Genomic DNA, 20748 nt, shown 5'->3' with positions numbered 1-20748 from the left:
GCACTGACATCGCCCACTGGGTTTCGCGCGTGGACCCGGTCCGTCACACGCGGTGCACGGTGTGCAGGCTCCGGGCGTAGACGCCGGTGCCGTCCAGCAGCGAGGCGCCGCCGAGATCCGCCATGGTGGGGCCGTTGCCCGTCTTGCGGCTGGACAGGAAGCGCCGCTCGCCCGCCGCGTCCTCGCCGAGGTACATCCCGACGTGGTCGACCGTGACCGTGACGGTGTCGTCGCCGGAGTCGGCGTTGAACAGCACCAGGTCGCCCGGCTGCACATGCGTCGCGGCCGGCGGGGTGGTGCCGTCGGTGCGGTCGACGCGGACCCCCGGCGCGTAGTCGGCCATGTCCCGTGACTTGCGGGGGAGCCGGGTGCCCGAGGTGTCCGCGCCCGCGGCCATCGGCACGCCCAGGTGATGCCCGTACACCATGCGCGTGTAGCCGGAGCAGTCGAGGTTGCCCACCTGCTTGCTGGAGGGCCCCGTGTACGTACCGTCGGGGAACGTCCAGCCGATGCCCATGTACTCGTGGAAGTCGGCGCCCTCGTACCGGTAGCCCTGCGGGTCCAGGTAGCCGTAACCGGCCTCGCCCAGAATCTGCCGGCCCGCCGTCGGCCCCGCACCGCTCTCGACCGCGGGCGCACCCGCCAGGAACATCGCCGCGTACGCGAGGACGTCCGGGGCGGTGGAGCCGACCCAGGCGCGGACGGTGCGCTCCAGGTCAGCGGTCCATGTCCCGTCGAACGGCTCGTCCAGGACGCGCACCCAGGTGCCGTGCGTGACGCTCGGCGGCGTCCGCCAGGTGGCGGCGTCCACCTGGAAGCGGCTGACGGACAGCGTCACCGGCAGGTTGGTGCAGCCGTCGTTGGCCAGCGCGCGCAGGCCCACCCGGCCCGCGCCGAACGTGTCGTCGGTGACGTCGACCGCCCATGCCACCGGCTCGGCGGCCGACGTACGCCACGCCTTGCCCCGGATCCGGGACCCTTCCCGGCGCACCCGGATCGTCCAGTCCGTGCCGGCCTGCACGGCGGTGTCCAGCGTGAGGGCGGTGGTCAACTGCGTGACGACGTCCGCGACTTCCTTCTCCACGCGCAGCTCCACCGCGCCGGACGTCAGGAAGGACAGGCGGGCCCGGTAGTTGTTGTGCGTGTCCTGGTAGCCGAAGGACAGGGCGTACGAACAGGCCTGGCCGGTGGGCACCTTGTCGAAATGGGCGACGGCGCGCACGTCGACATCCGTGACGGCGTCGTCCCGCAGGCTGGCGTGCCGGCTCGCGTAGTCGGTGCTGAGCCGGATGAGACCGGCGCCCGGGGCGACCGCGTAGTCGTCGTCGGCGGGGCCCAGCGTCGACCAGCTGCCGCCGCCGGGCGAGGTGCCCCAGTAAGCGCGGTCCGCCACCGGCAGGGAGGTGTCGGGCAGCGTCCGCTGGAACGTGTCGGCGAACGGCTTCTTGTCCTCGGTGAACGTCCGCTCGGGGCCCGGCAGGACCACGGTCCGCGCCCCGTGCGTCAGCAGCGCGACCCGCCTGCCGCCGGAGGTGACCTCGGTGCGCGCCGGTGTCCCGTCGAGGACGCTGGCGGTGAGCGGGTCGGCGAGCGTCAGGCGCGAGAAGTACGAGGCGTCGAGCGCGGGCAGCGACACCGACGAGCGGGGTCCGGTGAGGCCACCGGAGACGGCGAGGGGCTCGGCCGCCGCCTCCGCGCCCGTCGCGGCCTGCGCGCTCACGCCGCCGAGCCCGGCGAACGGGACGGTGGCGGCGGAGACACCGAGCGCGGCGAGCAGCCGACGGCGTGACGTGTGAGGGACAGAAGGCGCGTGAGGTACGTGAGACATGCGCGGTCAGCCCATCTTGGCCAGCTGACGCCGGACCAGGTCGGAGGGGTGGGAGAAGTCGGCGCCGGTGGCGACCGAGGCGAGGTTCACCGCCGGGAAATAGGCGATCGTGGACCCCTTGCGGGCGACGACGACCTTCAGCGGGGACCGGGTGCCGTCGGAGTCCACGGTCAGGGTCAGGCCCAGCGCCTCGTCGGCCCCTTCGGGCGCGAGCGCCCTTTTCACTTTCGCCGTCCTCACCCGCTCGCCGTTCAGCCGGAAGGTGTACCCGTGCGCGCAGTCGTCCGCCGCCCGGCTGAGGTCCGCCATGGCCCGTGCGGCGCCCTTCTCGTCGTAGGCGGCGAGCGTCAGGAACACCGACGTGATGTCCGGCGCGACGGCGACCGTGCCCGAGCCGCCCTTCCCGCCCTTCTTCGCGGCCGGCTCGCCGATCCACATACGTTGCACGGAAGCCGTCGGCTTGCCCACCACCGCGGCCGACTGCACGTACGCGAGCGGCGCACAGGACGCGTCGTCGACGTCCACGGCGCTCTGCCGCGCGAAGTCCTTCGGCGAGACCTGATCGGTGACCGTGCCGTCCTCGATGTCCTTCTGGGTGAGCGCGGCCGCGTCCAGCTGCGCGGTGCTCAGCGGCCGCGCGCCCGCGCCCCCGCCCAGCACGTCCGGGACGCCGGACGCGACCGTGCCGGTGTCCGGGGTGGCGGCGGTGTCCGGCCGCCCGGTGCCGGAGCCGGAACCGCAGCCGGTCAGCAGAGCGAGGCCCAGTGCGAGGGCGGGGGCGCAACTGCGCAGACGTGCCATGGTGCTTCTTCCGTCGGGGCCGCTCAGCCGAAGCTGAGCTTGCTCGTGTTCCACTTGCTGTCGGCGCTGATGACGGTCGTCCCGGCGCCGAGCGCGGTCTTGCCACCGGCGTAGAACTTGATGCTGCCGTCGGCGGCCATCGCCCACAGGTCGGGGATCTTGTCGTTGTTGACGTCCGGCGTGCCGTGCAGGAACGCCATCGGGTACGCCGTGGTGGTCCAGCCGGTGGCGTACGTGGCGTCGGTGCCGCCGAGCGAGTCCGCCGACGTGGACAGCGAGGCCAGGGTGGCGCCGCCGGTGGTGGCGGGCGCGCCGAGCCGCAGCCGCAGATTGTCCGACTCCGAGCGGAACAGCAGGTCCGGCGTGCCGTCGAGGTTGATGTCGCCGACGGTGACCAGGTCCCGGTCCAGCCAGGCGGTCGTGGCGATCTGGGAGGCCGAGGAGAACGCGGCGCCGGTGTACCCGGTGAACGCCCACAGGCCGCCGCCCGCCGTCGTGGCGAACAGGTCCATCCGCCCGTCGAGGTCGTAGTCGCCCAGGATCACCTGGTCGAACGTGGCCGGATCCGGGGCGTTGGCTGGCAGCCGCACGTCAAGGCGCCGGTCGATGTCGGTGCCGCCGTAGCCGTCGCCGCGGTACACGTACAGCTTGCCGTCGGGCATGCGGGCCAGCAGGTCGCTGATGCCGTCGCCCGGCATCAGGTCGCCGCTGTGGGCGAGCAGGGCGGGCTTGCCGTCGGCGCCCTTCCAGTAGCCCGCGGCGAGCGGTTCGTCGCTCCCGCCGGGGGAGTTGATGAGCAGTTCCCCGTCCTGCTCGGCGGCCGAGAGACTGCGGTGCAGGTCGCCGGTGGCGCTGGAGGGGTACATGCGCAGGTTGCCGTCGCTGTCGATGGCGTACACGTCGGGGATGGCGTCGCCCGTGACGTCACCCGGCCTGTCGGCGGCGTCGCGAGGGGTGACGTAGAAGACGTACGCGGTGGGCGCCGACATGTTGCCCGCGCTGTCCTTGGCGCATACGTACAGGACGTTGGGACCCGCCAGCTTCGGGGTGACCGAAACGGTTCCGGTCTTGCCCGCGGCCACCGTCAGGGTGCTGGAGCAGGACGAGGAGTTGAGCGCGTAGCCGAAGGCGGTGACGTCGGTGTCGCTGTCCGGGGCGAAAGTGAAGCTGCCGGACTCACCGAACTTCTTCGCCGACCAGACGTCCCCGTTCTCGCTCTCCTCCGGGTAGTCCGCTGACGTCACGACGGGCGAGTTGGGGAAACTGCTGTCGTAGACGAACCGACAGGTCGGGTCGTAGCCCGACTTGTTGAGCGGCGCCCAGTCCGAGACCGCGTCGGTCTCGTCCTCGGCCTGCACCTGCCAGGAGTACGTCCAGCCGTTGGTGAGCGAGGACGAGGAGTACGTCACCGAGGCGTTGCCGCCACTGGTCGTGGTCCCCGTCTTCTTCAGAGTCGTGGAGTCCTGGTAACCCGTGTGCCACAGCTCGAAGTTGAGGTGGTCGAGGTCGCCGTCGGCGTCCGAGCTGTGTGCGGACAGCACCAGGTCGCGCTTGCCGATGCGCGGGTAGGGCTCGGTGCGGCTGCACGTCGGTCCGGGGGACATGTCGAGCGAGGAGGGGACCGCGGGCTTGCGGTAGTAGTTCACCGAAAGCCGCGGCGCCGAGGAGCCCTCCGCCTTGAACTTCTTCCAGGCGTACGTGGATGTCTCGTCGTAGGCCCGAAGGCCGATGGTCGTCGACCCCCAGCCGCCGTCCGCCGCGTCCTGGGCGAGCCCCTTGGCGTTGAAGCTCACATAGGCGTCCGGGCACGACGAGTTGTAGCCGTGCGCGATGTCGTGGCTGTCGAGCTCGGTCTTCCAGTCGGGCTGGTTGTTCCAGGTGGTCTTGGAGGAGATCGACCCGGTCTGCCACAGCTCGACCACGCGCCCTGAGCACGACCAGGAGTAGGTCTCCAGGACGCGCACGCTCGCCGAGGTCACCTTGGCGCCCTTGATGTTCTCCAGGTCGAGCCGGAAGAAGGAGCGCGAGGTGCCCCAGGTGTCGGCCTCGTAGCCGACGCGGGCCTCGGTGGTGCCGGTGTTGTAGTTGGCGCCGTCGTAGAAGCTGGACGACGGGTACTTCTTGTACGCGGTCGTCCAGTTGGTGGTGTGCCCGTAGAACGACGGGTCGATGAAGAGCGGGTACGCGGTCGACGCGGCGTCCGTCAGTTTGCTGCCGGGCGTGACGGTCAGCGTCGTGTCGCCGGTGCCGGGTGCGCTCAGGTCGGCGTCCGCGGTGGCCGTGTGCGTGCCGCCGTCCGGGCCCGCCAGGCCGGGCAGCGCGAGGACCTGGGCGTCGGTGAGCCGGTCCGCAGCGGTGTGCCAGGCGGCCTGCCGGGCAGGGGCGGCAGCGCTGCCGCTCGTCCGTACGGACGCGGGGTCGGCGTCCGGCGCGTCGGTGTCGTCGGCGTCGGACGGGGCGTCGGGCGTCTCGCCGGCGCCGTCGTGCGGGGGCGCGCTCTCGTCGGTGGCCTGCGGCGCGGGTTCCTCGGACGGTTCGGCGGGCTGCGGGTCGCCGCCCTGGGTGACGGCGGGCTCGCCGGCCGAGTCCCACAGGTACGGGGTGGGGCTCACGGCGATCTCCGCGCCCGACTCGTCCTGCGCGGTGACGGCCTTCGTGGTCGCGTCGAGGTGGAAGGTCAGATCCGGTGAGGACAGTCCGTACGAGAGCGTGTGCAGCGCCTCGGAGTGCCCGGCCTCGGCGGTGTGCACGATCAGCACATGGCTGAAGCCGCTGTCGCGCGCGGTCAGCAGCAGGTCCACGTCGGGCAGCACGTCCCGGTACAGGGCGCGTTCACCGTCGATCACCGGGGTCGGCAGCGTGCCGGGCCAGGACAGGGTGATCTCGTGGCCGGCGCTGGTGAGCGTGACGAGATCGGTGAACTCCGGTGTTCCGTCGTCGATTTGACGTGCCTCTGAGCCGGTGGTCGCCGGCAGGGCGAAGACGGCCGGGCGGGCGCCGCCGCCCTGGCCCGCGGGGCCGGAGGATGCCTGGCGCACGGTGCGTGTCGCCCTGCCGCCGCCCGCGGAGAACACCACCGGGTCGGCCGCGGCCTTCGGGGCCCAGCCGTGCGCCGTGCGGCGCAGCGTGCTGTCGAGCGGCCGCCACTCGCCGTCGACCTTCGCCCGGAACGGAGCCGCGGAGGCCTCCAGTTGGAAGCTGCCGTCGGGCTTCGCGTACGTCGTCGTCGACTCGGTGCGCAGCGCGGTGACCTCGACGCGGCGGCCGGTGGTGCGCGCCTTGGTCTGGGCGGCCTGTTCGCCGACGGTGGCCTTCGCGGTGCCGTGTGCGTCCCGTGCGGGAGCGGCGTCGTCGACCAGCAGGGGGACCAGGACGCCGGCTCCCAGCGCGGCCGCCACGCAGGCGGCGATCGCCCCCGAGGCGCGACGACCCGGCAGACGCCGGAAAAGACGACGATCCACGACAGTGAACCCCCTTGTGGAAACCGCGGTTGGGCAGAGCCGCTAGAGCATGAACGACACAGGCCCCTCGCGCCACATGCGCCAACCATCCACAGGAGTAACGCAATTGTGATGCGGGTGTGGAACCGGTCGCCCGTCGAACCCGTCAGGGTGCCGCCTGTCTGGGGACATCGAACCCCATGGGCCGCGAAATCCGACATTCCGTCACTTGTTTCGATCGGAGATGATCGAGAAGGCGAGTTACGCCCAACTCGCGCCGCTCGCGCCGGAATCAGGGGGAGCGCTCCCACTTGGCGGAAACTGAATCCGCTCGTTCCGCTTGGGCCCGTTTGGTGGCGTGACGCATCTCACAAGTGCCGCCTCGGGCCCGTTTGACCTGCGCATGTTCGGTCCGCATGATTCCGCCGATCGGTTTCATCGCGACGGGTGTACGGGTCTCTGACGTTCGGTCAGTCTCCGTCGCTCCTGCCATGATTGGGGGCTTCGGCGACGTGTGGGGTGTGCTCTCTTGGTCCGGACGCGGGTGGCTGGCCCGTACCGGTGTCCAGCGAAGCCGACGGGCCGCGCTGCGTCTGACGGTGATCGGCACGCTGTTCATGGCGCTCGTCGTGGGTGCCTTCGCCGGCAACGCCGCGGCGGCACCGCCCGGTTCGGGCGACCGCAGCGGCGTCGAGCTGGTGGACCTGCCCGACCGTGACCCGGCCGTCGCCGCCGAGGAGAGCGCGCTCAGCGAACTCGCCACGTCCGACACGGCGCCGCCGAAGGAGTACGACCCGGCGGCGACCGCAGCACCCGTCGACACCACGCCCGCGCAGGAGGAAGTGACCGGCCTCGCCCCCGGCGACAGCGTCGCCGTCGGCGACCTGCCCATCGAGGTCGGCGCCCCCGAGGACGCCACCGCCGAGGAGGCGGCCTCCCTCGACGGCACGTGGCAGGCCTCCGTTGTCCCGCAGACCGATCTCGACGCCGTCTCCATGGAGGGCCTCGCCTTCAAGGTCACCCCGCCGGCCGGGGCGACCGGCGAGGCCACCGTCACCCTCGACTACACCGCCTTCGCCGAGCTGTACGGTGCCAACTGGGCCGACCGCCTCAACCTCACGCAGTACCCGAGCTGTGTCCTGACCACCCCGGACGTCGAGTCCTGCACCGAGCCCGTAGCCCTGGACACCGACCAGGAAGTCACGGCGCAGGACGACGACACCGAGGACGACGGCAAGCTCGACGGCGAGCGCCGGCTGACCGCGACCGTCGACGTCGCCGCGCTCGCCGGGGACACCACGGCCACCACCGCGTCCACCGCCCGCGCCGACGGCAAGGGCACCGACCTCGCCGACGACGCGGTCTACCGCGGCCCGCCCAGCGCGAAGACCGCCACGCAGATCGCCGACTCCGCCGGCTCCTCCGTCCTCGTCGCCGGCTCCCACGGCAGCGGATCGGGCGGCGACTTCTCCGCGACCCCGCTGGTCAGCGCGGGTAGCTGGTCCGCGGGCGGCTCCTCAGGAGCGTTCACCTACTCGTACGGGCTGAACACCCCCAGTGTCCCCGGCGGTCCCTCGCCGAGCGTGACCTTCTCGTACAACTCCCAGGTCGTGGACGGTCGCACGTCGGCCACCAACAACCAGCCCTCCTGGATCGGCGACGGCTGGGAGTACAACCCCGGCTCCATCACCCGCACCTACAAGGCCTGCACCGACGACCGCGACAACGGCAACAACGCGACCCACAAGACCGGTGACCTCTGCTGGGGCAGCGACAACGCCGTCATGACGCTCGGCGGCACCACCACCGAGCTGGTCAAGAACGACGCGGACGGCACCTGGGCCACCGCCAACGGCGACGGTTCCAAGGTCGACCTGATCAAGGACACCTCGCTCGCCAACGGCGACAACGACGGCGAGTACTGGCGCATCACCACCCGCGACGGCATGCGCTACTACTTCGGCCGCAACAAGACCTCCACATGGAAGGACGGGGACCCGCTCACCAACTCGGTCCTGACCGTCCCCGTCGCGGGCAACCAGTCCGGCGAGCCCTGCTACGACGCGTCCTTCGCCAAGTCCTTCTGCGACCAGGGCTGGCGCTGGAACCTGGACTTCGTCCAGGACCCGCAGGACAACATGATGTCGCTGTGGTGGACCAAGGAGACCAACCACTACGCCAAGGACAACAAGTTCAAGGCGGCCGTCTCCTACGACCGCGGCGGCTACCTGAACCGCATCGACTACGGCCAGCGCGCCTCGACCCTCTACACCACCAAGCCGATCTCCCAGGTCGTCTTCGACACCGACGAGCGCTGCTTCAAGGAGGGGGAGGTCACCTGCTCCGACACCAACTTCACCTCGGGCAACTTCGCGCAGAACCGCATCTGGTACGACACTCCGGCCGACCTGTACTGCGCGGGCGGCACCAAGGAGTGCTGGGTGCCCGTGCCCACCTTCTGGTCTCGCAAGCGGCTGGCCAAGGTCACCACGCTGACCCAGCGCACCGAGGGCTCCACCGAGCTCACCCCGGTCGACCGCTGGACCCTCGACCAGTCGCTGCCCGCCCACCGCACCGACGAGGGCACCGCTCTGTGGCTGGAGTCCATCACCCGCACCGGGTACACCGCGGACGGTGAACCGGCCGAGGACTCCCTGAACCCGGTCGAGTTCCTGCCCAACATCCAGTCGATGCCCAACCGCGTCAAGCGCGGCGCGAACGACCCCAACCCGGTCTTCGACCGACTGCGCATCCAGCGCGTCGTCAACGAGTACGGCGGCGAGACACTCGTCGACTACAAGAAGCCCGACGCGGACAGCGCCTGCGGGACCGGCACCGGCTTCCCCAAACCCGAGGACAACACCGGGCTCTGCTTCCCGGCCTACTGGCACCCGGACCCGGACAAGGCCGACGAAACCATCGACTGGTTCCACAAGTACGTCGTCGCCGGCGTCCAGGAACTGCCCAACCTCGCCGGCTCCCCGGCCGAGACCACCGCGTACCAGTACGTGGGCGACGGCGCCTGGGCGCTGAACCAGGCCGAGTTCTCCAAGAAGAAGACCCGCACCTACGACCAGTGGCGCGGCTTCGGCGTGGTCCGCACGATCACCGGCGCGGACTCCACCACGCAGTACACCTCGACCACCCGCGGCATGTCCGAGACCCGCTACTTCCGCGGCATGGACGGCGACCCGCTGCCCGGCGGCGGCAAGCGCGCGGTCACCGTCACGGATCACGCAGGCGATAAGATCGCCACCGACGACATCGCCTACCAGGGCCGGGTCGCCGAGACGCTCACGTACACCAAGTACAACGGCGAGCTGCTGACCCGCTCGGTCGACTACCCGACCACGCCCCAGGTCCTCGCCACCCGCGCCCGCGACGACGGCGTCCCGGCGCTGAAGGCGTACCGCGTCGACACCGCCAAGTCGAAGACGTGGACGCGGTCCTCTGGCAGCGGGGACGACCCCGACACCGAGCGCACGACCACCACCACGAGCACGTACGACGCCACGTACGGCCTGCCGCTGACGGTGGAGACGACCGCCGACACCGACACCGGCGACACCACGTGCACCGTCAACTCCTATGTGCACAACACCGACCGGCACCTGATCGGCCTGCCCAAGCAGTCCCTCACCACCGCCGGCACCTGCGCCCACGCCCCGAGCGCCACCGCCGACGAGTGGATATCGGGCTCCCGCGTCGCCTACGACAACCAGGTGTACGGCACCGCGCCCACCGTCGGCCTCGCCACGGAGACCTGGGACATCAGCGGCGACGGCGGCTCCTGGACCGAGAACGGCACCGTCGGCTACGACAGCTACGGCCGCGCCACCAGCACCACCGACGCGTTGCAGCACAAGGAGACCACCACCTACGGGCCGACCACGGGGCAGGTCTTCAAGGTCACCAGCACCAACGCCCTGAACCAGTCCAGCACGTCGACGATCGACCCCGCGCGCGGCACCACGCTCACCGACACCGACCCCAACGGCAACACCACCGCCTACGCCTACGACGCGTACGGCCGCACCACCTACGCCTGGGCCCCCGGCCAGACCCCCGGAGACACGGACGAGGCGTCCGCCCACTTCACGTACACGATCGTGCAGGGCGAGCCGGTCCACGTCACCAGCGAGACGCTCAAGGAGGACGGCTCCTACGAGAAGGGCGTCACCTTCTACGACGGTCTCGGCCGCGAACGCCAGCGCCAGGAACCGGCCGTCGGCGGCGGCCGCCTGATCACCGACACCCTGTACAGCGCCGACGGCACGGTCCGCCAGACCAACAACGCCTACTTCGCCAACGGCGAGCCCGGCGACGAGATGTTCGACGTCGACTCCGACAGCCAGGTGCAGAACGCGACGCTGTACGCGTACGACGGCCTTGGCCGCGTCCTGACCGAGACCCCGTACCTCGCCGGCGTCGCCAAGCCGTCCAAGGCCACCAGTTACGAGTACGGCTCCGACTACTCCGTCGTCAACGACCCGGCGGGCGGCACCAGGCAGCGCTCCTACTCCGACGCGCTCGGCCGCACCACCCGCGTCGACACGTACACGGACATCAACCGGACCGTCTTCCGCTCCACGCGCTACGAGTACGACGCCCGCGGCGACCGCGTGAAGGCCGTCGACAGCGAGGACAACACCTGGTCGTGGACGTACGACGCGCGCGGCCGCGAGCTGACCTCGACCGATCCGGACGCGGGCACCTCGCACACCACGTACGACGTCCTGGACCGCGCGGAGACCACCGAGGACCCCCGCGGCGTCAAGGTGTGGACGAAGTACGACGCGCTCTCACGCCCGCTGGAGCAGCGTCTGAACAACAGCTCCGGCACGCTGCTGCAAGCCAACACCTACGACACCGTCACTGGCGGCATCGGCCAGCCCGCCACCTCCACCCGCTACACCGACGGCCTGGGCTACACCATGTCCGTCACCGGCTACACGGAGGACTACCAGGCGACGGTACAGCAGCTGAAGCTGCCGCCGTCGATCGCCACGCAGTACGGCCTGAAGGACACGTACACCTACTCCTACGATTACTCGAAGCAGGGTCAGCTGCGCTCCACGACCCTGCCGGCGGCGGGTGCGTTCGACGCCGAGAAGGTCGTCACCCGCTACAACGAGGACGGCCTGCCGGTCTCCACCTCCGGCCTGAACTGGTACACCGCCGACACGGAGTACAGCCCATGGGGCGAGGTGCTGCGCTCGGTCGCGGGCGAGCAGCCCAGCCGGGTGTGGACGACGAACCTGTACGACACCACCACGGGTGAGCTGACCCGCCAGATCGTCGACCGCGAGTCCACCAGCGACACCACCGCCGTCACCGGGCACCGGGTCAACTCCCGCTACTACGCCTACGACAACGCGGGCAACATCACCCAGACCACCGACGTCAGCAACAGCACCACCGACCGTCAGTGCTTCACCTACGACGGGCTCGGCCAGCTGACCGAGGCATGGACCTCGCCCAACGAGGCGTGCAGGCCCACGGACAAGACGTCCGCCGCGCCGTCCTACGACGACGGCACCACCAACGTCACGGCGGCGAACGACGGTTACTGGCAGTCGTTCACCTACGACGCGATGGGCAACCGCAAGAAGCTCGTCGAGCACGACGCGGCCGGTGACACGGCCAAGGACGCGACGACCGACTACGTCTACGGCAAGGCGGACGGCAGCCAGCCGCACACCCTGACCGGGATGGAGCGGACGTACACCACGGACGCGGGCGCCCGCGTCAAGGAGTCCTCGACGCTCCAGTACGACGCGGGCGGCAACACGACGACCCGCACCACGGGCGGCAACGAGCAGGGCCTGACCTGGACCTGGGACGGCCAGGCCGAGACGGTGTCCGGGTTCGGCGCGCACGGTTCGGGCGAGTTCGTCAACACCGCCACGCATCGCTGCCTCGACGTGCAGTCGTCCTCCACCACGGCCGGCACCCCGTTGCAGATCTACTCCTGCAACGGCACCAAGGCCCAGAAGCTGCGCATCGACCCCGCCTCCGACAGCGACGCCACCACGGGCGCCCTGAAGGTGCTCGGCCAGTGCGTGATGCCGAAGGACGGCGCCACCGCGGCCGGTACCGCCGTCGTCCTCGCGAAGTGCACGGGCGCGGCGAACCAGCAGTGGACCACCACGTCCACGGGCGCGCTCAAGCACGTCGCCTCCGGCAAGTGCGCGGCGCTGCCCGGCGGTACGACGACGCCCGGCACCGACCTCCAGCTCGCGACCTGTGACGGGTCCGCGGGTCAGGTGTGGAAGCCGGCCGACCAGATCCGCTACGTCTACGGTCCCACCGGCGAGCGCCTGCTCGCGCTCTCCGACAGCGAACACACCCTGTATCTGGGGGACACGACCGTGTCCACCAACGCGGGCGGCGACCTGTCGTACACCGAGCGGTACTACTCTCAGCCGGGCGCGTCCACCGTGATGCGGCACGCGCAGGGCACGTCTGCGGCCACCTTGTCGGTGCAGGTTTCCGACCAGAACGGCAGCGCGTACGTCAACGTGCAGCTGGCGCAGGGCAACAAGGTCCAGTTCTCCAAGGCGACCCCGTTCGGCACGGAGCGCGCCGAGAGCGCGAGCTGGCTCTCGCACCAGGGCTACGTCGGTGGCGGTGAGGACTCGTCCACGGGTCTGATCCATCTCGGGGCCCGCGAGTACGACCCGGTCACGGGGCGCTTCCTGTCCGCCGACCCGGTGGTGGACCTGGGCGACCCGGTCCAGCTCAACGGCTACGTCTACTCGGAGAACAACCCGGTCACGTACGCGGATCCGTCGGGCCTCTCGTCCGGCACGGACGCGTCCGACTACTACGACGGCCCCTCGGACTCGGCGGTGGCGGGCGCCCGCTCGACGGCGTCCCGCACGCTCGGCGACGTCATCCTGTCGACGGGCTGGGCGGTCCTCAAGGAGTTCCTCGGCTGGAACGACGTGGTCGGCTGCTTCTCCCGCGGTGACCTGTGGGCCTGCGGCAGCCTGCTCATGGACGCCATCCCGTGGGGCGCGATCTTCTCCAAGGGCAAGAAGATCTGGGGCGCGATCCGGGCGACGATGAGCGCGGTCAGCGCCTGGCGCAAGGCCGTGACCCAGGCCAAGAAGATCCTCGCCATCGCCAAGAAGGCGTGGGAGGTCGCCCGCAAGATGGCCGCGGCGGCGAAGGCCGCCGCGAAGCGGGCCGCGCAGCTGAAGAAGAAGGCGCAGGCCGCGAAGGCCGCCGCCACCCGCGCGGCCAAACGCCAGACACAGAAGATCGGCAACGCGACCCAGCGCAAGGCGCGCTCCGAGGCCAGAAAGACGGCGAGCAGCAAGCCGAGCACGACGGCCCGGAAGAAGTCCGAGGGCGGCGGGAACGAGACCAGCAGCGCCAAGGGCGAGGGCGACGGTGACACCTGCAACAGCTTCGTCCCCGGAACCAGGGTCCTCATGGCCGACGGCACGACCAAGGCCATCCAGGACGTGAAGCTCGGCGACAAGGTCCTCGCGACCGACCCCGACACCGGTGACACCACGGTGGAGACGGTGACGGCCGAGATCAAGGGCCAGGGCCTCAAGCACCTGGTCAAGGTCACGATCGACATCGACGGCAAGAAGGGCACGAAGACCGCGTCGGTCACGGCGACGGACGGACACCCGTTCTGGGTCGAGGAACTCCACGCCTGGGTCCCCGCGACCTCGCTGAAGTCGGGCGAGTGGCTGCGCACCAGCGCCGGCACGTACGTCCAGATCTCGGCGGTCAAGCGCTGGACGGTCGCCTCGTCGACGGTCAACAACCTCACCGTCAGCAAGGTCCACACGTATTACGTGCTGGCGGGGGCCGCGCCGGTCCTGGTCCACAACTGTGGTGGTTCCGGCAGTACGGCTGACCTGTCGACCCCTGAGCTCATTCAACAGGTCGCGGACCGGGCCGACACTCGCATCGCATCGAGTGGCAACAGGGCCGTGGATGGTTCCCGCAAGCACAAATACGCGGAGACCATTCTCGATCGCTACCAGACCATCTTCGAGGATCGTGGGCTGATCACGGAGCGGAGTTACCTGGGTAAGGTCCAGGTGCCGCACGGCACCAAGGGGAGTGCACGCCCGGACGTCTTCGATCCGTCCACCGGCATCGCCTACGACTACAAGTTCACGAAGAACCCGCCAGGGATCGGGAAGCGGCAGTGGGACAAGAACGCTGACAATGTTCCGGGGCTGTTCCTGACCGTCCCGGTGGTTCCCAGGTAAGGAAAGCCAGAAAGAGATTGAAAAGGCAGATAACGCGCGACTGGGCGGATTGTTTCCCGGAGTTCTCCGAGTGGCGGCCACTTCGCCTGCTGCGGAGGGTGGGGCCGGTCGTCCAAGGGGTCACCCTGGATCTGTCCACCAGAGGTGACCAGTACTACCCGACTACGCACGTGCATTCGCTGGTTCGGGACTTTCCTGTCGTCTCGCTCGAACTGGGACAACGCCTCCATGGTTCCTCCGGTGTGCAGGAGGCGATTCAGCTGAAGCAGCATGCCGAGCATTTCCGGTCCGCCGCGGTACGGCTGGAGGAGCAGAGCAGGCTCCCGCTGCGGCGGATGCCCGAGATCCGCGAGATCGTCGAGGCACTGCGGGACTTCGCGCGCGCGGCACAGCGCCATCGGCAGCCCATGGCTGCGCTTGAACTGCAGGACAGCGTCCTGATCCCCGCCGCCTCGGGGGACCGGGCGGAGGTCGCGGAGAGTTTGCGATTGGCGGAGGATCTCTCCGCGGGCTGGTCGAAGTACGAGTCGCCGCCCGGTTGGGAGAGCACGTCTGCCTGGCTGGACTGGCTGGCCGATTCCGCGCAGGACAGTGCTGCGCTGAACGCGCTTGTCGACCAGCAGGTCACCAAGCTGGGTCTGGCCGGCCTGCCGGTCCGGCCGTGAATATCGGCTCGACCAGGAATCGCGTTCTGAATGGACATGGAAAGGATCGTTGGTTGCGCAGAAGAACACGCTTCGGGCTCCTGTCCGGAGCCATAGGGCTGGGGATCATCGGCACGACGGCCATGACGGCCGAGGCGACCACCTACGAAGGCGGCGTCTCGTTCTCCAAGGTCGTCTTCAACAACGGGAAACCGATCGTCGTCGGGACGACGAACGAGGTGAGCGTCCCGCTGACGTTCACCGTGAAGAGCACCTCGGCGCTCGCCGAGTGGGAGGTGTTCGCCTATCGCGGGACCCTCGGCTCCAGCGACTACACGCTGGCCTCCGGTGAGACCCAGTTGAGCTGCTCGAAGTCGACGAGTGACGGGGTGACGACGCGCAACTGCAAGTGGAACATCAGCGTCGACCCGCGCCACATGCCCAGCGGCAACGGCGGCTCGCTCGTCAACAGTGACGCCACCGCGTGGAAGACCGCCGGCCGGGGATTCAAGACGAGCGGCAGCGTCGACACCGACGGGCTCTCCGGCACCGTCTCCCTCCAGCGGTACTCCCGGCTGACCGCCAACGCGTCGCCCGAACCCGCCGTGAAGGGCGGGAAGATCACCGTCACCGGTGTCGTCCAGCGCGCCGACTGGTCCGCCCACACGTACGTCAACTACGGCGGGCGCACGGTGTACCTGCAGTTCAAGCCCGCCGGGTCGGACACGTACACCTCGGTGAAGTCCGTGACCGCGAGCAGCACCGGCAAGCTCTCCACCACCGTCACCGCGGACCGGAGCGGCACCTGGCGCTGGAAGTACTACGGGAACTCCACCACGGGCGCCAGCACCTCGACCGGGGACTCCGTCACCGTCGGGTAGCGGTCCCGGACCCCGCGAGTCGTAGCGGCCCATCAACCGATCGGTTGATGGGCCTTCGAGCGTGATGGGCGATGCCCGGACCCTGCCCCCGCCGGGAGTCTTGAGGCATGACGACAGGGACCAGTACGACCACCGCGGCGCCGCTCATCGAGGTGAGCGGGCTGCGCAAGACCTACGACGGGCGGGCCGTCGTCGACGGGGTGTCCTTCTCCGTCGCCGAGGGGGAGATCTTCGGCATCCTCGGGCCCAACGGCGCCGGCAAGACCACCACCGTGGAGTGCGTCGAGGGGCTGCGGACCCCGGACGAAGGGCGGATCCGGGTCGCCGGGCTCGACCCCGTACGCGATCACGCCACCCTCACCGGCATCCTCGGAGCCCAGCTCCAGGAGAGCGAGATCCAGCCCAAGCTCACCGTGAAGGAAGCGCTGGAGCTGTACTCGGCGATCTACCCCGACCCGCTCGACTGGCGGCCGCTCGCCGAGCGGCTGCGGCTCACCGAGAAGCTCGGCACCCGGTTCGCCAAGCTCAGCGGCGGCCAGAAGCAGCGCCTGTTCATCGCGCTCGCCCTCGTCGGCAACCCCCGGATCGTCGTCCTCGACGAGCTGACCACCGGACTCGACCCGCGCGCCCGCCGCGACACCTGGGCGCTCATCGAGGACGTGCGCGACAGCGGCGTCACCGTGCTCCTCGTCACGCACTTCATGGAGGAGGCCCAGCGGCTCTGCGACCGTATCGCCGTCATCGACAAGGGACGCGTCGCCGCCCTCGACACCCCCGCCGGGCTGATCAGCCAGGCCAACGGTGCCACCGTCATCTCCTTCACGCCGTCCGCGCCGCTGGACGAACGGGAGCTCGCCGCGCTGCCCGGGCTCGCCTCCACCGACCACCGCGACGGCCGGGTCACCCTCACCGGCAGCGACGAGACCGTCAACGCCGTCATCAGCCTGCTGGCCCGCAACCACGTCACCGCCCACCAACTCCGAGTCGTCGACGCCACGTTGGACGACGCGTTCCTCGACCTGACGGGAGCCGGCCAGTCATGAGCACCGCCACCCTCACCCCCGCGTCCAAGGCCAACCGGGCCGTCCTGCGCACCGAGTTCACGCTCTTTCGCCGCGAGGCCGGAAGCCTCATCGGCATCCTGCTCTTCCCCGTCGCCCTCCTGGTGATCCTCGGCTCCATCCCGTCGTTCCGGGAGGCCGACGACGGGCTCGGCGGCATCCGGCTCGTCGACGCGTACGTGCCCGTCACCGTGCTGCTCGCCATGATCGCGGGCGGCATCCAGTCGATGCCGCCGATCATCACCGGGTACCGCGAGCGGGGCGTCCTGCGCCGCATGTCGACGACGCCCGTACGGCCCTCCGCCCTGCTCAGCGCGCAGATGGCGATTCACGGGACGGCCATCGTGCTGGGCGCCGCGCTCTGCCTGGCCGTCGGCCGCATCGCCTTCGACGTGGCGCTGCCGCGGCAGATCCCCGGCTATCTCCTCGCCCTGGTGCTGTCCGTCGTCGTCGCCCTCGCCCTGGGCGCGCTGATCGCCTCCCGGGCCCGTACGACGAAGATCTCCAACGCCGTCGGTACGGCCGTCTTCTTCCCCGCGATGTTCTGCGCGGGGGTGTGGGTGCCGGTGCAGGCCATGCCGGACGCGCTGGCGCACATCGTCGAGCTGACCCCGTTCGGCGCCGCCGCGCAGGCCATGAACCAGGCGATGGCGGGGGACTGGCCGGCCTGGTCGCATCTGCTGGTGCTCGCCGTGTGGGCCGTGGGGCTGAGCGGCGCGGCAGCCCGCTGGTTCCGCTGGGAGTGAGGCGGGAGTGAGGCGGGAGTGAGGCGAGGAGTGACCATGACGTCCCGGGGCGCCGAGCGGCAGACTGAGTGCGTGATCAACCGACCCGCACGCGAGCGCACCACCGCCGCCGAACTCGCCGACGCCGTCGCCACCGCCGAGGACCCCTGGCGCGTCGTCCACCGCTACGGTGCCTACGTCCTGCTCGCCATCGCCACCGTCCTGATCGCCGCCACCGGCGACGTGGTGGGGATGAACCGCCTCGACTGGACGGTCGATCTGTTCCTGATCCCCGCCGCGCTCCTGCTCCAGCTGTGGTGGACCTGGAAGGAGCCGAACACACCGCGCCCGTCCGGTGTCAGCGCGGCCGTCTACTGGGTGCGGTGGGCGATCACGCTCGTCGTCGCCATGACCAACCCGTTCTTCGCGTTCTTCGCCGCAGTCGGCTACTACGACGCCGACCGGCTGCTGCCGCGCCGGCAGCAGAAGCCCGGGATCCTCGCCTCGGTGCTCATCGTGGCGGGCGCCCAGTCCGGCGGGCTGTGGCCCGACAGCATGCTCGGCTGGACCGTGTTCGGGGCGCTCGTCGTCGCCAACATGGCGTTCGTCGTCGTCACCGGGCACCTCCAGGAGAAGGAGGCGGAGCGGGCCCGCGTCCAGATCCGCACCATCCAGGAACTCGCGGAGACCAACGCCGCACTCCAGCAGGCCATGGACGAGAACGCCGCCCTGCACGCCCAACTCCTCGTCCAGGCACGGGAAGCGGGCGTCGCCGACGAGCGCCGCCGGCTCGCCGCCGAGATCCACGACACCATCGCCCAGGGCCTGACCGGCATCATCGCCCAGCTCCAGGTCGTCAAGAACGCCCCCACCCTGGAGAAGGCCCGCGAACACCTCGACCGCGCCGACACCCTCGCCCGGCACAGCCTCGGCGAGGCCCGCCGCTCCGTGCACAACCTCTCCCCGGCGGCCCTGGCCGACGCCACGCTCCCCGAGGCCCTGAAGAAGACGGTCGCCGAGTGGGGCGTGCGCACCGGCGTCCGCGCCGACTTCACCCTCACCGGCACCGCCCAGCCGCTGCACGACGAGATCGAGGCGACGCTCCTGCGGATCACCGAGGAGGCCCTGTCGAACGCGGCCCGGCACGCGCACGCCTCCCGCCTCGGCGTCACCCTCTCCTTCATGGCGGGCGAGGTCACCCTCGACGTGCGCGACGACGGCCGCGGCTTCGACCCGCTCGCCCTGCCCGCCCGCACGGACACCGGCGGCTTCGGCCTCGACGGCATGCGGGCCCGAGCCGAACGCCTCGCGGGCGATGTCACGGTCGAGTCCGAGCCGGGGGGCGGCACGGCGATCTCCGCTCGCGTACCGTTGGTGCCCCATGACCAGTGACGCGTCCATCACCCTGCTCATCGTCGACGACCACCCCGTCGTGCGCGACGGAGTCCGCGGCATGTTCGAGTCCGCCCCCGGCTTCACGGTCCTCGGGGAGGCGGCCGACGGGGTGGAGGCGGTGACCCGCGTCGCCGAACTCGACCCGGACGTCGTCCTGATGGACCTGCGGATGCCCGGCGGCTCGGGCGTCGACGCCATCAAGGAGCTCGCCCGACGCGGCGCCCGCGCCCGCGTCCTGGTCCTCACCACGTACGACACCGACTCCGACACGCTCCCCGCGATCGAGGCCGGAGCGACGGGCTATCTGCTGAAGGACGCCCCGCGCGAGGAGCTGTTCGCGGCCGTCCGCGCGGCGGCGGAGGGCCGCACGGTCCTCTCCCCGGCGGTCGCCTCCCGCCTCGTCACCGCGGTCCGCACCCCGGCCGCCGCCGACGAGACGCTCTCCGCCCGCGAGCGCGAGGTCCTCGTCCTGGTCGCGCGCGGCACGTCCAACAAGGAGATCGCGCGCGAGCTGTTCATCAGCGAGGCCACCGTCAAGACCCATCTGACGCACATCTACGGCAAGTTGGGGGTCAAGGACCGGGCGGCGGCGGTCGCGGTCGCCTACGACCGGAAGATCCTCGGCTAGCCGATCCGCTCCGGTGTGACCGTCACCCACCCCTGGTCCGCGGTGACGGCGAGCCCGAGCTCCCGCTGCCGCGCGGCGCCCTCCGCCTTCATCCGCTCCAGCTCCTCGCGGTGCCCCGCGTCCCGGTCGACCCACAGCCGTACGCCGCCGCGCGCCACGTCCACCGACCACAGCATCGGACCGTCGCTGCGGGGCGTGTCCCCGGCGGCGAGCACCGGTGGCCGGTACGCGTCGACGTACGTACGGATCGCGGCGGTCTTGCCCTCGTACCAGGTCAGCGGCGCGCACAGGGTCGCCGTCAACTCCTTCTCGTACAGCGACCGTTGATCGTAGGTCCCGTCCTTCAGCTCCCAGCGGGAACTGGTCACGGCGCCGCTCGCGGGGTCCCGCAGCAGCGCCGAGACCCCGATGACGTGCTCCGGCGCCAGGCCGTACCCGTACCGCGGATCGCACAGCACCATCCGGACCAGGTCCTCGCTCGCGGCGCTCACCGCGTACACCTCGATGCCGTGCGCGCGCAGCACGCGATACAGCTCGCGCATCCCCCGGGACACGCGGGGCGGCCCGCCGAGCGCCAGCAACTCGTCGACGTACCGCTTCAACCGGCCGAGCGTGAACCCGGCGAAGACCTGCGCGGCCCACGGGTAGCCGACCTGGTCGCTGATCGCGCAGAGCCGTTCGTAGTACGCGGCCAGGGTCTCCCGGCCGTCCGCCGAGTCCTGGAACGGGACCACTTCGAGGGCCGGGTCCAGGGTGTCCCGCGTCAGCACCCCCTTCGCCTCCAGGAAGGGCAGCAGCGCCTCCTCCAGATCGCCGCGGTACGTGGTGTTGTCCGCGTCGAAGACGGCGTAGGCGCCGCGGTCCCGGTGAGCCGCGATCGTCCGGGCCAGGCGCAGCGCCTGCGGACGCGGCCAGTGGGTCAACTCGGCGGCGACGCGGTCTTCCTGCGCCCGGGTGTGGCTGGTGAGCTGGGACATGCCGGGTCATCGTAGGGAGACGGGGCCGACGGGGCGAGTCCGGTGGGGCATACGGCTTCTTACCGGCTTCCTACGGACATAGCCGGATTTTCCATTGTTCCGGACGGTGGGTCCGGGGGACGCTGCCG

11 protein-coding genes are annotated in these 20748 nt (G+C 70.5%); 7 read left to right on the top strand and 4 right to left on the bottom strand.

Annotation, left to right across the window (positions count from 1 at the left end; genetic code table 11):
* Positions 1-43: 43 nt before the first annotated feature.
* Genes J3486_RS34985 through J3486_RS34975 form a run of 3 tightly spaced genes read right to left on the bottom strand, consistent with a single transcriptional unit; the run spans position 44 to position 6090 of the window.
* Entirely contained in the window at positions 44-1828 is a 1785-nt protein-coding gene (locus J3486_RS34985) for an NlpC/P60 family protein (RefSeq protein WP_207827809.1), read from the bottom strand.
* Positions 1829-1834: 6 nt separating this feature from the next.
* Complete coding sequence (locus J3486_RS34980; protein ID WP_207827808.1) at positions 1835-2629, bottom strand: hypothetical protein; 795 nt, start codon at positions 2627-2629, stop codon at positions 1835-1837.
* Positions 2630-2652: 23 nt separating this feature from the next.
* A complete protein-coding gene (locus J3486_RS34975; protein ID WP_207827807.1) occupies positions 2653-6090 on the bottom strand; it encodes an FG-GAP-like repeat-containing protein in 3438 nt (1145 codons plus the stop codon).
* A gap of 470 nt (positions 6091-6560) precedes the next feature.
* Here J3486_RS34975 and J3486_RS34970 point away from each other — a divergent pair, with 470 nt between their 5' ends.
* The 7 genes from J3486_RS34970 to J3486_RS34940 all read left to right on the top strand — a co-directional run bounded on the left by J3486_RS34970 (position 6561) and on the right by J3486_RS34940 (position 19643).
* Positions 6561-14309 (top strand): ricin-type beta-trefoil lectin domain protein, encoded by a 7749-nt coding sequence (locus tag J3486_RS34970; RefSeq protein WP_229379088.1) that lies wholly within the window; start codon positions 6561-6563, stop codon positions 14307-14309.
* Positions 14310-14479: 170 nt separating this feature from the next.
* Positions 14480-14974 (top strand): hypothetical protein, encoded by a 495-nt coding sequence (locus J3486_RS34965; RefSeq protein ID WP_207827806.1) that lies wholly within the window; start codon positions 14480-14482, stop codon positions 14972-14974.
* A 53-nt stretch (positions 14975-15027) separates the two neighbouring features.
* Entirely contained in the window at positions 15028-15834 is an 807-nt protein-coding gene (locus J3486_RS34960) for a hypothetical protein (RefSeq protein ID WP_229379087.1), read from the top strand.
* Positions 15835-15941: 107 nt separating this feature from the next.
* Positions 15942-16877 (top strand): ABC transporter ATP-binding protein, encoded by a 936-nt coding sequence (locus J3486_RS34955; protein WP_207827805.1) that lies wholly within the window; start codon positions 15942-15944, stop codon positions 16875-16877.
* The gene (locus J3486_RS34950; RefSeq protein ID WP_207827804.1) at positions 16874-17641 is read left to right on the top strand and encodes an ABC transporter permease; all 768 of its coding nucleotides are present in this window, start codon (positions 16874-16876) and stop codon (positions 17639-17641) included. Before J3486_RS34955 ends, J3486_RS34950 begins: the two co-directional genes overlap by 4 nt.
* A gap of 72 nt (positions 17642-17713) precedes the next feature.
* Complete coding sequence (locus J3486_RS34945) at positions 17714-19012, top strand: sensor histidine kinase (RefSeq protein ID WP_307805065.1); 1299 nt, start codon at positions 17714-17716, stop codon at positions 19010-19012.
* A complete protein-coding gene (locus tag J3486_RS34940; protein ID WP_207827802.1) occupies positions 19002-19643 on the top strand; it encodes a response regulator transcription factor in 642 nt (213 codons plus the stop codon). Before J3486_RS34945 ends, J3486_RS34940 begins: the two co-directional genes overlap by 11 nt.
* Here J3486_RS34940 and J3486_RS34935 read toward each other — a convergent pair.
* On the bottom strand, positions 19640-20620 hold the full coding sequence (locus J3486_RS34935) for a haloacid dehalogenase-like hydrolase (RefSeq protein WP_207827801.1): 981 nt from the start codon (positions 20618-20620) through the stop codon (positions 19640-19642). The two genes, J3486_RS34940 and J3486_RS34935, sit on opposite strands and share 4 nt — an antisense overlap.
* Positions 20621-20748 lie beyond the last annotated feature (128 nt).

This window comes from Streptomyces sp. VRA16 Mangrove soil (genome assembly GCF_017377775.1).
Classification (GTDB): Bacteria; Actinomycetota; Actinomycetes; order Streptomycetales; family Streptomycetaceae; genus Streptomyces.
This window is presented reverse-complemented; position numbering and strand designations above follow the sequence as displayed.

Bases quoted from the DNA above. Each gene is read 5' to 3' on its own strand.
- J3486_RS34985 (WP_207827809.1), bottom strand. From the start codon at position 1,828: ATGTCTCACGTACCTCACGCGCCTTCTGTCCCTCACACGTCACGCCGT.
- J3486_RS34980 (WP_207827808.1), bottom strand. From the start codon at position 2,629: ATGGCACGTCTGCGCAGTTGCGCCCCCGCCCTCGCACTGGGCCTCGCT.
- J3486_RS34970 (WP_229379088.1), top strand. From the start codon at position 6,561: ATGATTGGGGGCTTCGGCGACGTGTGGGGTGTGCTCTCTTGGTCCGGA.
- J3486_RS34955 (WP_207827805.1), top strand. From the start codon at position 15,942: ATGACGACAGGGACCAGTACGACCACCGCGGCGCCGCTCATCGAGGTG.
- J3486_RS34950 (WP_207827804.1), top strand. From the start codon at position 16,874: ATGAGCACCGCCACCCTCACCCCCGCGTCCAAGGCCAACCGGGCCGTC.
- J3486_RS34940 (WP_207827802.1), top strand. From the start codon at position 19,002: ATGACCAGTGACGCGTCCATCACCCTGCTCATCGTCGACGACCACCCC.
- J3486_RS34935 (WP_207827801.1), bottom strand. From the start codon at position 20,620: ATGTCCCAGCTCACCAGCCACACCCGGGCGCAGGAAGACCGCGTCGCC.